The following is a 12190-nucleotide window of genomic DNA, read 5'->3' on the forward strand; positions in this document are numbered from 1 at the left end:
ATGCCCTCAGAGTTTCGCGGGCATTCCTACGTGAGGCACCGCAAACCTGTCGCGGGCACTTCACGTGAGTCTCGTCGACGACTGGACGCTCGAGCGCGGCTGGGATAACATCTCGGAGGCCTTCCGGATCCTCGACGACGGCGCGGTGCCGAACAGCGTCGTGCCGGGCAATCACGACTTCGACATCGCCACCGGCGACATGGGCCCGTACAACGCGCACTTCCCGCCGTCGCGCTACGCCGAGGGCTCGTGGAGCACGGAGACCACCCGCTACGGCGGCTACCTGGGGCAGGACCAGTTCGGGCCGGACCCCATCGACCGCGGCAACGCCGACAGCTACGCGCTCTTCACCGCCGGCGGCGTCGACTTCCTGGTGCTCAACCTCGAGTGGGAGGCGCCGGGCTACGCGCTCGACTGGGCCGACCGCGTGCTCGACGCGCACCCCGACCGCACGGTCATCATGGCGACCCACAGCTTCCTGAGCATCACGGGGACCCATCGCACGACGCCCCAGCGCCCGGGCGGGACCGCACCCGCGGCGATGTGGCAGGACTTCGTCGCGCAGCACTGCCAGATCCGCCTGGTCCTCTCCGGCCACGAGCACGACGGCGACCTCGGCGAGGCGAGCCGCACCGACGAGAACGTCTGCGGCCAGCCGGTGCACCAGATCCTGACCGACTACCAGGCCCGGGCCAACGGCGGCAACGGGTGGCTGCGGTACTACTCGTTCGAGCCGACGGAGGGCACGCTGACCGCGACCACCTACTCGCCGGTGCTCGGGCAGTACGAGACCGACGCCGACTCGTCCTTCACCCTCCCGTTCGACCTGACGTCGCGGGAGCCGGCCCCGTTCGAGCCGATCGGCACCGTGCGGATCGACGCGGGCGAGGTCGCCTCCGTGGAGTGGCCCGACCTCGCGCTGGGCACCGAGCACGAGTGGCGAGCGGTCGTCTCCGACGGGGCGTCGACCACGACGTCCTCGACGTGGACGCTGCGCACCCCCGCCGCCAACGCCCCGCCGACGGCATCGATCGCCGTCGAGTCCGACGGCCTCGCGGTGACGGCGAGCGCGAGCGGCTCGAGCGACGCCGACGGCACCATCGCGTCCTACGCCTGGCAGCTCGGCGACGGCAGCACCGCCACAGGCGAGACCGTGACCCACACGTACGCCGGCACCGGCGTCTACCCGATCACCCTCACCGTGACCGACGACGAGGGCGCGAGCGGCGAGGCCGTCCGGAGCGTCACCGTGCTCGACCCCGCAGAGCGCGTGCTCGCCCTCGACGGCTTCGGCCGCACGGTCGCCAACGCCTGGGGGTCGGCGGATGTCGGCGGCGCCTGGACCCTGCGCGGCCCGAGCAGCAGGTTCTCGGTCTCCGGCGGCGCAGGCCGCATGACCGTCCCGCCCTCGATGAGCCAGACCGTCTACGCCGACCTCAACGCCGTCTCGAGCGCGAGCACCCGCATCGACGCGCTGTTCAGCGTGGGGTCGCGCGTGGATGCGCAATACGTCTCCCTCGTCGGGCGCCGCATCGGCTCAGCCAACTACATCGCGAGGCTGCGCCTGCAGGCCGACGGCGGCGTGCGCCTCTACCTGCTGCAGGACGGCGCGACCGCGATCGCGCCGATGCTGCAGGTGCCCATCACGATCGCGCCGGGCCAGCAGTACGCCCTCAGCATGGAGGTGACGGGCACCTCGCCGACGACCGTGCGTGCGAAGCTGTGGCCCGTCGGCCAGGCGGAGCCCGGCTGGATGCGCTCCGGCACGAACAGCCTCGCCGCACTGCAAGGCCCCGGCGCGGTGAGCGTGTTCACCTACGTGCCGAACAACCCAGGCGGCGGCAGCGTCGCCTTCGACCGGATCACGGTCACCGATCCGGCGGGAGGCGCGCCGAGCCCGAACGCTGCGCCGACCGCCTCGTTCTCGGTCGCCGCCTCCGGCCTGACGGTGACCGCGAACGGCGCCGGCTCCTCCGACTCGGACGGGTCCATCGCCGCGTACGAGTGGGACTTCGGCGCGGGCTTCGCCGCCGGCGGCTCGACGGCGTCCCACGTCTACGCGGCGGCGGGCGAGCACACCGTGCGCCTGCGCGTCACCGACGACGACGGCGCGACCGCCGTGGCGGAGCGGAGCGTGACGGTCGTCGCGCCCGCGACCGACGTGCTCGCGGACGACGCCTTCACCCGCACGGTCGCCAACGCATGGGGGTCGGCGGATGTCGGCGGCCCCTGGACCCTGCGGGGCACGGCGAGCAGGTTCTCGGTCTCCGGCGGGGCCGGCCGCATGACCATCCCGCCCGCCACGACCCAGACGGTCTTCGCCGACCTCAACGGCGTCTCGAGCGCGAGCACCCGCATCGACGCGGTCTTCTCCGTCGGCTCGCTGGTCGAGGCGCAGTACGTCTCGCTCGTCGGGCGCCGCATCGGCTCGGCGAACTACATCGCGAGGCTGCGGCTGCAGGCCGACGGCGGCGTGCGCCTCTACCTGCTGCAGGACGGCGCGACCGCGATGGCGCCGATGCTGCAGGTGCCCATCACGATCGCGCCGGGCCAGCAGTACGCCTTCAGCATGGAGGTGACGGGCACCTCGCCCACCACCGTGCGCGCCAAGCTGTGGCCCGTCGGCCAGGCAGAGCCCGGCTGGATGCGCTCCGGCACGAACAGCCTCGCCGCCCTGCAGGGCCCCGGCGCGGTGAGCGTGTTCACCTACGTGCCGAACAACCCAGGCGGCGGCAGCGTCGCCTTCGACCGCATCACCGTCACCGAGCCCTGAGACGACGCCGCTACCCCAGTGCTGCCTCGAGCTCGGCGAGCGCGGCGCGGACCGCATCCGCCCCCGCGGACGCCAGCCGTCCCTCGCGCTCGAGCTCGTCGACCCGCCGCCCCAGCTCGTCGATCTGCTGGGCGATGTCGTCCGTCCTGCCCTCGCTCAGGCGATCCTCGAGCTCGTCGACCCGGTCCCGCAGGTCGCCTCGCGTCTGGCCGGGCCGTTCCTCGTATTCGGCGTCCTGGATGGCCTGCCGGAGGGCCTCGAGCGCGGGGGCGGCGCCGGCGGTCTCCGGCTCCGCGGGCTGCGGCTCGGCCGGATTCGGGGCGGCCGTCTCGACGGGAGCGGTCTCGGCAGGGGGCTCGACGGGGGCGGTGTCGGCCGCATCCGGCGTGGCGGGCTCGGATGCCGCAGCGGAGGCCGCAGGGTCCGTCGCGGCGGGCGAGCGCTCGCCGTCGCGCGCGAGCATCGAGCCGATGACCACGGCCGCGACGATGAGCGCGACGAGGGACCCTGCCACCGCGAGCCAGCGCCTGCGAGCATGGCCGAGCGTGGACGGCGGCTCGAGCGCGGCCGGCCCCGCGGGCGGCAGCAGCATCGTGGTCGCAGCGGCGGCCCCGCGGGCGGGGGCGCGCTCGCCGTCCCTCGCGGCCGGCAGCGGCAGCGTGCGGTCGGCAGCAGCCGTGCGCAGCGCCGCGATGCGGTCGCGCACCTCGGCAGCGGACGCCGGCCGCCGCTCGGGCTCCTTGGCCAGCAGCTCCGACACCAGCGCGGCCACGGCCTCCGGCACCTCCGTCCGGCGCTCCCGCACTCCCGGCGGCGGGGCGTCCCGGTGCTGCTGCAGGAGCGCGAGCGGCTGCTCGGCGGCGAAGGGCGGCGCGCCGGTGAGCAGGGCCGTCAGCACGCAGCCGAGCGCGTAGAGGTCGCTCGCCGGGGAGGCGGGCTCCCCCTGCGCCTGCTCGGGCGAGATGTAGGCGGCGCTGCCGACGACGGTCGAGGCCGCCGTGAGCTCGGAGGCCGACTCCGTGAGCAGCACGATGCCGAAGTCGAGCACCTGCAGGCGCCCGCGGTCGTCGAACATCAGGTTGGCCGGCTTGATGTCGCGGTGCACGATGCCCGCGGCGTGCATGGCCGCGAGCGCCGAGGCGGCCTGCTCGGCGAGCGCGAGCGCCTCGTCGACGGGCAGCGGGGCCCGGTCGCGGATGACGGCGTCGAGGGCGGGCCCGGGCAGGAGCTGCATGACCAGGTAGGCGATCGAGCCCTCGCTGCCGGAGTCGAAGACCGTCACGACGTGGTCGTGCGCGAGCGCCGCGGCCGCCCGCGCCTCTCGTTGGAAGCGCTCCTCGGCCGCCGGGTCCTGCGCCATCCGCAGGTCGGCCACCTTGACGGCGACCTGGCGCTCGAGCACGCGGTCGAAGCCGAGCCACACCTGCCCCATCCCGCCGTGGCCGAGCGGCTGCTGCAGCTCGTAGCGCGCTGCGAGCACGGTGCCGGGGATCATGCCGGCCATCCTCCCGCACCGACCGCCCGAGACGCTCCATGCGCGCGCTCAGTCGACGAAGACCGCCCGCGCGGTCGACGTCACGTCGAGGCGGATGCTCTCCGGCAGGAAGAGGGAGACCACCGGCGGTCGCCACGCGCTCGAGACCGTGACGGAGGCGCTGCGCGCATCGGCGCTCGCGCCGTCGACGCGCACGTCGTCGAGCCCGGCGGCAGCGCGCGACGCCCATGCCGCGGCCGCCTCGTCGACGGCCGCGTCGGCGAGCTCGGGCGCGGCGGCGGTGCCGTCGAAGCGCACCTGCTCGAGCGCGAACGCCTCGGCCGCCGCGAGCGCCGCGCCGTCGGCGACGGTGAAGAGCCGGCGCCGCTCGATCAGCATGCTGGTCGCCGCCGTCACCGCGAGGATGAGCGCGAGCGCGAGCGCCGCGAACCCCATGGTGAGCACGAGCGTCGAGCCGTCGTCCTCGCGCGCGAGGCGCCGCAGCACGCGCCTCACGGCGCACCGCCGAACGCCGAGACCGGCTGCGACGCGAGCGCCGAGACCGGGACGCCCATTCCGACGTCGAGCGCGAGCACGGGCGGCGCGAGCGGCAGCGGCACCGTCGCGTCGACCTGCACGGTGACGGTGCCGCGCGGCGTCTGGCAGTCGCCCGCCGCCGGCGCGCACGTGATCGCGACCTCGGCGGCCGCGGGCTCGACCCCGGCGTCGGCGAGCGCGACGCGGATCGCGCGGTCGGCGGCGGCGAGCCCCTCGTCGTGCCCGTCCGCCGCGGCGATGACGCGCGCCGCGTGCCGCGCCGCGCCCTCGATGCCGAGCACGGCGTGCTGGATCTGCCCGAGCGAGAGCGCCAGGTAGACGAGCGGCACGAGCAGCAGCACACCTACCGTCAGGAACTCGAGCGAGGCGCTGCCGGCGTCGTCTCCGAGCGCGCGCCGCAGCTCAGCCCAGCGACTCGAGCGGCGCATGGCCGCGCACCTCCAGCCCGACCGGCCCGACGAGCCCGATCACCGGCAGCGGCGCCGCGACCCGGATCTCGATCGTCTCGAGCCCTGCGACGACCGCCGTCCCCGCCGACACCTGCTCCGCGTAGGCGGGCCCGACGGCGGTCGTGATCAGCTCGCGCGTGCGCGCGATGCCGGCCGACGCATCCGACCCGACCAGCGACGCGTGCCGCGCCCCCTCCGCGGCCGCGTCGGCGAGCGTCGCGCGCACGTGCAGCGCGAGCGAGAGCTGCACGACCGAGAGCACGAGCAGCACGAGCAGCCCTGCGACCATCGTGAACTCCGCGACCGCCGAGCCCCGCTCGTCGGCCAGGCGCATCAGAAGCTCGTGACCCTCGCGATGGCCTGCTCGAACACGCCTGACAGGGCGGGCCCGGCGACCGTCCAGATGACGATGACGAGCCCCGCCGTCATGAGCGTGACGAGCACCCAGCCGGGCACGTCGCCGCGCTCCTCGTCGCGCATCCTCCCGACGAGGCGGGCGAAGCGACAGCTGATCGTGGACATGGTCTCCTCCTTCAGAATCCGACCTGCAGCACATGGATGCCCGGCCACATCGCGAACGCCACCGTGGTCGGCAGCAGCCCGAACACGAGCGGCACGAGCATCGAGATCTCCTTGCGGCCCGCCGCCTCGAGCAGGTCGCGCTTCGCGGCGTCGCGCGCGTCGAGCGCCTGCGCCTGCAGCGTCTGGGCGAGCGGCGTGCCGCGCTCGATGGCGCCGCGCATCTGCTCGACGCTGCGCGTGACGCCGGGGTGCCCGAGCTCGTCGGCGAGCGCCGCGAGCGCGCTCGAGAGGCTCTCCCCCGCCGCCGACCGCGCCACGACGCCCGCGAGCTCGCTCCCGAGCGCGCTGCGGCCCGCGGCGCCGACCCGGCGCAGCGCGTCCTGCAGGCCCTCCCCCGCGGCGAGGCTCAGCGACAGGAACTCGAGGATCGACGGCAGCTCGCTCGAGATGCGCGCGAGCCGCCGCTTCGCGCGTCGCTGGAGCAGCCAGTCGACGGTGGCGGCGCCGATCGCGGCGCCGAGCAGCGCGAGCCCCGCGGGCAGCGCGAGCTGCCCCTGCTGCACCGCGGCCACCACCCCGAGCGCCGCGCCGACGGCGGCTCCGAGCACGGTCCAGCGCAGCTGGCGGCCGCGGAAGTCGCTCACCGTCTCGCTCGCCGCCGCCTGGCGAAGCCGCAGGCGGATGCCGTCGGGCGCGCCGAGCACCGCGTGCACGAGCGGCGCCAGCCGATCGCCGACCGGCGACGCGACCACGCCCAGCACGCGCGCCGGGTCCACCCGCCTGCGTGCGAGCAGGTCGCGCGCGCCCGGCGAGACGTCGAGCACGTACGGCGCGACCCGGTGCAGCAGCAGCGGTCGGCGCAGGATCGGCACGAGGCTCACGAGCATCCACAGCCCGAGCCCGAGGCCGGCGCCGAGGATCAGGCTCCACCCGACCGATGCGGTCACGCGAACCACCGCGCCTCGGTCGGCAGCGCGCCGATGCGCAGCATCACGCGGTACGCGATGAACGTCACGACCGCGCCGCCGCCGATGAGCGCGAGGCCGCCGGGCGCGTTGTACGCCTGCGCCGCCTCGGGACGGGTCGAGAGGATGAGCAGCACGATCCACGGCGCGGCGACCCCCAGCCGCGCCGCGCTGACGATCCATGTCTGCCTCGCCTCCAGCTCGCCGCGAGTGGCGAGATCGACGCGCAGGTAGGCGGCGAGCTCGCGCAGCACCGTCGTCACCTCCGTGCCGCCGACCTCGCGCGCCATGCGCAGCGTCTCGAGGATGCGGTCGGCGACCGGATCGGCCAGGCGGTCCTTCAGGCGGTCGAGGGCGTAGGCGAACGAGCCGGTCGCGCGGTGATCGGCCGCGTAGGCGGTGAAGGCCGCTCGCGTGATCTCCGGACCGGCGTGCGCGAGCTGCGCCACCGCATCCGGCAGCGCCCGCCCGCTCCGCACGGCGGAGACCAGGTGGTCGACGACGTCGGGCCAGACCGACGCCTGCGCTCGGCGGCGCCGCTTGGCGCGCCAGCGCACGGCGATCACGGGCCCGGCGGCGCCGGCGGCGAACGCGGCGGCCGCGACGGCGACCACCGGTGCGAGGGCGAGCGCGACGCCCGCGGCGAGGACGCCGGCCAGCACCGACACCGCCGCGAGCGCGACCGGCGGGACGCCTTCGAGGCCCGCGTGCGTGAGGCGGTCGAGCAGTCGGCGGCGCGGCTGCGGATCCGGCGTGCGGGCGCTTCGCGGCCACAGCCACGGGCTGACGGCGAGCACGATGCCGAGGCCGAGGAGGCAGCCGAGCAGCCACGTCATGCGCGGCTCCCGAGCAGCGCGACGGGGTCGATGCCGACCGCGGCGAACTTCGCCGTCCTCGCCGGATGCGACCCGGTCGGCTCGAGCAGCCCGTCGCGCACGGCGAACAGCACGGACGCCTCGATGACGCCAGCGGTGACCTGCCCGGTGGGCGCGAGGATCTCGACGACGCGGCGGTTGCCGCGGGCGTCGATCGCGAGGTGCACCACGAGGTCGACGCACTGCGCGACGGTGGGCACGACGAACCCGGCGTCGATGTTGCGCCCCGCGAGCAGCGGCAGGGTCGTGAGCTTCGTGAGCGCGTCACGCGCGGAGTTGGCATGGATCGAGCACATGCCGGAGACGCCGCAGTTGAGCGCCACGAGCAGGTCGAGCGCCTCGGCCTCGCGCACCTCGCCGACGACGAGCCTGTCGGGGCGCATCCGCAGGCTCTCCTTCACCAGCCGCCGCAGCGAGATCTCGCCCGTGCCCTCGAGCGACGGCTGCCGGCACTGGAGCCCCACGATGTCGTCGACGGGCGGATCGAGCTCGAACGTCTCCTCGACCGTCACCACCCGCTCGCCCGGCCGCACGGCGGCGAGCAGGGCGTTCAGCATGGTGGTCTTGCCGGCGTGCGTCGGCCCGGAGACGAGGATGTTGCAGCCGGCGACGACCGCGCTGCGCAGGAACGCGGCCGCCTGCTGGCTGAGCGCGCCGCGCTCGACGAGCGCCGAGAGCGCGGCGAGCCGCCGGGCGAACTTGCGGATGTTGATCGACATCGCGCCGCGGGCGACGTCGCCGGATGCGACGTGGAGGCGGGAGCCGTCGGGCAGCGACGCGTCGACGAAGGGCGACGAGAGGTCGACGCGGCGGCCGGTCGTCGAGAGCATCCGCTCGACGAGGTCGCGCACCTCGGTCTCGGTGAGCCGGATCGGCAACTGCTCGCTGACGCCGCCGCGCGCGCAGAAGACGCGGGAGCCGTGGTTCACCCACAGCTCTTCGACCTCAGGGTCGTCGAGGTAGGGCTGCAGCGGCCCGTAGCCCGAGACCGCCGCGAGCACGTCGCGCTCGGCCTGCCGCTCGTCGGACAGCAGCGGCACGCTGCCGCCGAGCGAGCGCTCGGCGTAGGAGCGCACCGCGTCGCGCACGTAGCGCTCGGCGAGGTCGCCCGAGCGGGCCAGGTCGACGCCGTCGCGGCGCACCCTCGCCCGCACGGTGGCGGTGATCTCGGCGACGGCCTGGCGCATGCGAGCCAGTGAACCGCGAGCGCGTCAGGCCTCGCGGAAGTTGTCCACAGCCGCCTCAGCCGCCGTCAGCCCACCGCAGCACCCGCAGCGCCTCGAGCGTGATCCAGCGGCTCGGCTCCCCGACCGGCCCGTGGTCGACGACCCGGTCGCCGCCGTGCACGACGTCGAGCGGCCAGCGGCCGTCGTCCCGCCGCTTCGAGCGCACGAGCTCGATCGCCTCGGCCATGCGCTCGTCGGGGCGGGCGCCGGCGGCGCGGAAGTGCTCGAGCGCCCGCAGCGCGTCGTACTCGTGGCGCGGCGGGAAGGCGAAGCGCAGGTAGCCCTCGTCGACGATCTCGCCGGTCGAGCGCCGTCGCAGCAGCGAGCGCTCGAGCAGGTAGGCCTCGCCGCTCGCCCGCGCCTCGGGCACGCGCGGGTCGTCGCTCACGCGCTCGAACGCCGCGAGCGCCTCGAGCACCGCGATCGTCGTGTCGAACGACGAGCGCACCGAGCCGCGCTCCTGCTCGCAGTTCCAGCCGCCGTCCTCCATGCGCTCGCCGAGCAGCCGCTCGACGATCGGCGTCGCGTCCTCGCCGTAGTAGACGGCGTTCGTCACGAGCGCGCCGTTGATGCACGGCTCGACCTCGCCCTCGAAGAACGGCTCGTCGTCGTACTCCCAGCGCGTGACGCGCTTGACGTCGGCGATCGCCTCCCGCACCGCCGCATCCGCCGGGTCGACGCCCAGCAGCCGCAGCTCGGTGAGCACGTGGGCGGTGGACGTCCACGGCTGGCCGGGCAGCGTCGGCTCGGCCTTCGGGAAGTGCGCGCCGCCGGCCCACTGCCCGTCGGTCCCGCGGGCGGCGAGCAGCGCCGCGCCGTGGCCCTCGTGCGCGACCCTCGCGCGCTCGCGTGCCACGGCATCCGGATCCTCGTCGAGCAGGTCGGCCATGACCTGCCAGCGGATCGAGGGATCGCCCTGCAGCAGCCAGTCGATGACCTCCATCAGCCCAAGAAGGCGATGAGGGCCCGGTTGAACTCGTCGGCGTGGCTCACGTTGCAGCCGTGCGGTGCGCCGGAGATGACGTGCAGCTCGCTGTGCTCGATCGTCTCGTGCGTGCGCCGGCCGGAGCCCTCGAACGGCACCGTCTGGTCGCCGTCGCCGTGCAGCACGAGCACCGGCACGGTGATCGTGCCGAGGTCGTCGCGGAAGTCGGTGGTCGCCCACGCGTCCATCGCCCCGAGCGCCGCCGGCTGGTGCGACTGCAGCGAGAGCCGGATGCCCTCGTGGCGCTGCGCCTCGCTCACCTGCAGGCCCTCCTCGGTCGAGAAGAAGCCGGTCGTGAACTCGTCGAAGAACGCTTCCCGGTCGGCCTCGAGCCCGGCGCGGAGCGAGCGGTAGGCCTCTTCGGTGAGCGGGCCCTCCGGGTTGTCGTCGGCGTGCAGCAGGTACGGCGGCACCGCTGCCGCGAACACCACCGAGCGCACGCGCTCCTCGCCGTAGGTCGAGACGTAGCGCGCGACCTCGCCGCCTCCCATCGAGAAGCCGACGAGCGCGACGTCGCGCAGGTCGAGCTCGGTGAGCACCCAGTCGAGGTCGGCCGCGAGCGTGTCGTAGTCGTAGCCCTCGTCGGGCTTGTCGCTGCGGCCGAAGCCGCGGCGGTCGTAGGCGACGACGCGGTGGCCGGCGGCGGTGAGCGCCGCGGTCTGCGCCGCCCACGCCTCGGCCGAGAGCGGCCAGCCGTGCAGCAGCACGACGGGGCGGCCGTCGCCGCCGGAGTCCTCGATGTGCAGGCGGATGTCGGTCATGGTCGCGCTCCTATCGGTACTCGGGGTTCTGGAACCCGAAGCGCTCGCCGCGCTCCCAGGCGTTGCGGTCGTTGCCCTCGGTCGGGATGCCGCCGCGCAGCATGCGCGCGAGGTGCAGCAGGTTCCACGTCATGATCGTGATGTTGCGCTGCGTGAAGTCGTTGTCGGCGCCCGCGTGCGAGCCGTCGTCGAGCTCGTCGCCGTAGGAGGGGCCGGGGCCTGCCTCGCCCACCCAGCCCGCGTCGGCCTGCGGCGGGATGGTGCAGCCGAGGTGCTGCAGGGCGTAGAGCACCTCGCGCGCGACGTGCTTCATGCCGTCCTCGTTGCCGCCGACGAGGCATCCGCCGACCTTGCCGTAGTAGATCGACTGCCCGTGCTCGTTGAGCTCGCCCGACTCGGCGTAGAGGCGCTCGACCACGCGGCGCGTGGCGCTCGAGGCGTCGCCGAGCCAGATGGGGGTGGCGAGCACGAGGATGTCGGCCGCGAGCACGCGCTCCCAGATGGCGGGCCAGGCGTCCTCGGCGGCGCCGTGCTCGGTCATGTCGGGCTGCACGCCCGGGGCGATCGCGTGGTCGACGGCGCGCACGACCTCGACCTCGACGCCCTGCTCGCGCAGGATGCGCGCGCTCGCCTCGATGAGCAGGTCGGTGTGGCTCTCGCCCGGGGACGGGGTGAGGCTGCCGTTGAAGTAGACGGCCTTGAGGGTCTCGGTCATGCCCTCCACGCTGGCACGGAGCGGCTGGGAGCGCCATGGCAGTTCGGCGCTCCCGGCCGCGTCGGCTCACATGGCGCCGGTGTACCCGCCGTCGACGTGCAGCGTCGTCCCCGTGACGTAGGAGGAGGCGTCGCTGGCCAGCCACAGGCTCGCCTGCGCGATCTCGGCCGGCTGCGCGAAGCGGTGCAGCGCCGAGAGCTGCTTCGGGTACTCCTGCGGGTCGAGGCCGAACTGCTCGATGGCGCCGCGCAGCATCGGCGTGTCGACCGCGCCGGGGGCGACCGAGTTCACGCGGATCCCGTGCGGGCCGTTCTCGACCGCGGCGGTCTTCGTGAGCGCGTTCACGCCGTGCTTGGCGGCGTTGTAGGCGACCGTCATCGGCTGCACGCGGAAGCCCGACGTCGACGAGATGTTGACGATCGAGCCGCCGTCGCCCTGCGCGAGCATCTGGCGCAGCTCGTACTTGAGCGTCAGCGCGGTGCCCTTCAGGTCCACCGACATGAGGCGGTCCCAGTAGGCCTCGTCGATCTCGGAGACCAGGCCCTGGTCGGGCGTGAGCGCCGCGTTGTTCACCGCGACGTCGAGCCGGCCGTAGCGCGCGACGGTCGTCGCGACCATCGCCTCGACCTGCTCGCCCTTCGAGATGTCGACCTGCACGAAGAGCGCATCGCCGCCCTTCGCGCGGATGTCGGCGGCGACCTCCTCACCCTTCTCCACGTTGAAGTCGGCGACGACCACCTTCGCGCCGGCCTCGGCGAACAGCCGCGCCGTCGCCTCGCCCATGCCCATGGCGGCGCCGGTCACGATCGCGACCTTGTCCTGCAGCACCGGGAACGTCATCTTCGGATCCTCTCCCTCACGGGCGGCGCTCGTCGTCGCCCTCCATG

Annotated in this window: 13 protein-coding genes; 1 reads left to right on the forward strand and 12 read right to left on the reverse strand. The window is 74.4% G+C overall.

What is annotated here, in order from left to right; all coding sequences use genetic code 11:
• Positions 1-64 precede the first annotated feature (64 nt).
• A complete protein-coding gene (locus tag AC1RNL_RS08900; RefSeq protein ID WP_492935021.1) occupies positions 65-2773 on the forward strand; it encodes a PKD domain-containing protein in 2709 nt (902 codons plus the stop codon).
• A gap of 10 nt (positions 2774-2783) precedes the next feature.
• Here the strand turns inward: AC1RNL_RS08900 and AC1RNL_RS08905 are convergent, their stop codons facing one another.
• The 12 genes from AC1RNL_RS08905 to AC1RNL_RS08960 form a co-directional block, all read right to left on the reverse strand.
• Positions 2784-4268 carry a serine/threonine-protein kinase gene (locus AC1RNL_RS08905; protein WP_400529796.1) on the reverse strand — a complete coding sequence of 495 codons (1485 nt, stop codon included), beginning with the start codon at positions 4266-4268 and terminating at the stop codon, positions 2784-2786.
• Between the two features lie 48 nt (positions 4269-4316).
• Positions 4317-4763 carry a pilus assembly protein TadG-related protein gene (locus tag AC1RNL_RS08910; RefSeq protein ID WP_246991619.1) on the reverse strand — a complete coding sequence of 149 codons (447 nt, stop codon included), beginning with the start codon at positions 4761-4763 and terminating at the stop codon, positions 4317-4319.
• Positions 4760-5233, reverse strand: a complete 474-nt coding sequence (locus tag AC1RNL_RS08915; RefSeq protein WP_246991621.1) for a hypothetical protein — start codon at positions 5231-5233, stop codon at positions 4760-4762. Before AC1RNL_RS08915 ends, AC1RNL_RS08910 begins: the two co-directional genes overlap by 4 nt.
• Positions 5208-5588, reverse strand: coding sequence for a TadE/TadG family type IV pilus assembly protein (locus AC1RNL_RS08920; protein WP_310124406.1), 381 nt, complete (start codon positions 5586-5588; stop codon positions 5208-5210). The genes AC1RNL_RS08915 and AC1RNL_RS08920 overlap by 26 nt, the downstream gene beginning before the upstream one ends.
• Positions 5588-5776, reverse strand: coding sequence for a hypothetical protein (locus AC1RNL_RS08925; RefSeq protein ID WP_246991623.1), 189 nt, complete (start codon positions 5774-5776; stop codon positions 5588-5590). Before AC1RNL_RS08925 ends, AC1RNL_RS08920 begins: the two co-directional genes overlap by 1 nt.
• Before the next feature lie 11 nt (positions 5777-5787).
• Positions 5788-6723: a type II secretion system F family protein gene (locus tag AC1RNL_RS08930; protein ID WP_246991667.1), complete on the reverse strand. Its 936-nt coding sequence runs from the start codon at positions 6721-6723 to the stop codon at positions 5788-5790.
• Positions 6720-7577: a type II secretion system F family protein gene (locus AC1RNL_RS08935; protein WP_400529788.1), complete on the reverse strand. Its 858-nt coding sequence runs from the start codon at positions 7575-7577 to the stop codon at positions 6720-6722. Before AC1RNL_RS08935 ends, AC1RNL_RS08930 begins: the two co-directional genes overlap by 4 nt.
• A complete protein-coding gene (locus AC1RNL_RS08940; RefSeq protein WP_492935022.1) occupies positions 7574-8803 on the reverse strand; it encodes a TadA family conjugal transfer-associated ATPase in 1230 nt (409 codons plus the stop codon). The genes AC1RNL_RS08935 and AC1RNL_RS08940 overlap by 4 nt, the downstream gene beginning before the upstream one ends.
• Positions 8804-8858: 55 nt before the next feature.
• A complete protein-coding gene (locus AC1RNL_RS08945) occupies positions 8859-9785 on the reverse strand; it encodes a hypothetical protein (RefSeq protein WP_492935023.1) in 927 nt (308 codons plus the stop codon).
• Entirely contained in the window at positions 9785-10588 is an 804-nt protein-coding gene (locus tag AC1RNL_RS08950) for an alpha/beta fold hydrolase (RefSeq protein WP_492935024.1), read from the reverse strand. The genes AC1RNL_RS08945 and AC1RNL_RS08950 overlap by 1 nt, the downstream gene beginning before the upstream one ends.
• Before the next feature lie 10 nt (positions 10589-10598).
• The gene (locus AC1RNL_RS08955; protein ID WP_128188445.1) at positions 10599-11303 is read right to left on the reverse strand and encodes a flavodoxin family protein; all 705 of its coding nucleotides are present in this window, start codon (positions 11301-11303) and stop codon (positions 10599-10601) included.
• A gap of 66 nt (positions 11304-11369) precedes the next feature.
• Positions 11370-12143, reverse strand: coding sequence for an SDR family NAD(P)-dependent oxidoreductase (locus AC1RNL_RS08960; RefSeq protein ID WP_310124379.1), 774 nt, complete (start codon positions 12141-12143; stop codon positions 11370-11372).
• Positions 12144-12190: the final 47 nt, after the last annotated feature.

This window comes from Agrococcus sp. GW821-FHT14H11 (assembly GCF_058803545.1).

Coding starts and splice junctions, on each gene's coding strand:
- AC1RNL_RS08905 (WP_400529796.1), bottom strand. CDS start 4,268: ATGATCCCCGGCACCGTGCTCGCAGCGCGCTACGAGCTGCAGCAGCCG.
- AC1RNL_RS08915 (WP_246991621.1), bottom strand. CDS start 5,233: ATGCGCCGCTCGAGTCGCTGGGCTGAGCTGCGGCGCGCGCTCGGAGAC.
- AC1RNL_RS08920 (WP_310124406.1), bottom strand. CDS start 5,588: ATGCGCCTGGCCGACGAGCGGGGCTCGGCGGTCGCGGAGTTCACGATG.
- AC1RNL_RS08925 (WP_246991623.1), bottom strand. CDS start 5,776: ATGTCCACGATCAGCTGTCGCTTCGCCCGCCTCGTCGGGAGGATGCGC.
- AC1RNL_RS08935 (WP_400529788.1), bottom strand. CDS start 7,577: ATGACGTGGCTGCTCGGCTGCCTCCTCGGCCTCGGCATCGTGCTCGCC.
- AC1RNL_RS08940 (WP_492935022.1), bottom strand. CDS start 8,803: ATGCGCCAGGCCGTCGCCGAGATCACCGCCACCGTGCGGGCGAGGGTG.
- AC1RNL_RS08945 (WP_492935023.1), bottom strand. CDS start 9,785: ATGGAGGTCATCGACTGGCTGCTGCAGGGCGATCCCTCGATCCGCTGG.
- AC1RNL_RS08950 (WP_492935024.1), bottom strand. CDS start 10,588: ATGACCGACATCCGCCTGCACATCGAGGACTCCGGCGGCGACGGCCGC.
- AC1RNL_RS08955 (WP_128188445.1), bottom strand. CDS start 11,303: ATGACCGAGACCCTCAAGGCCGTCTACTTCAACGGCAGCCTCACCCCG.
- AC1RNL_RS08960 (WP_310124379.1), bottom strand. CDS start 12,143: ATGACGTTCCCGGTGCTGCAGGACAAGGTCGCGATCGTGACCGGCGCC.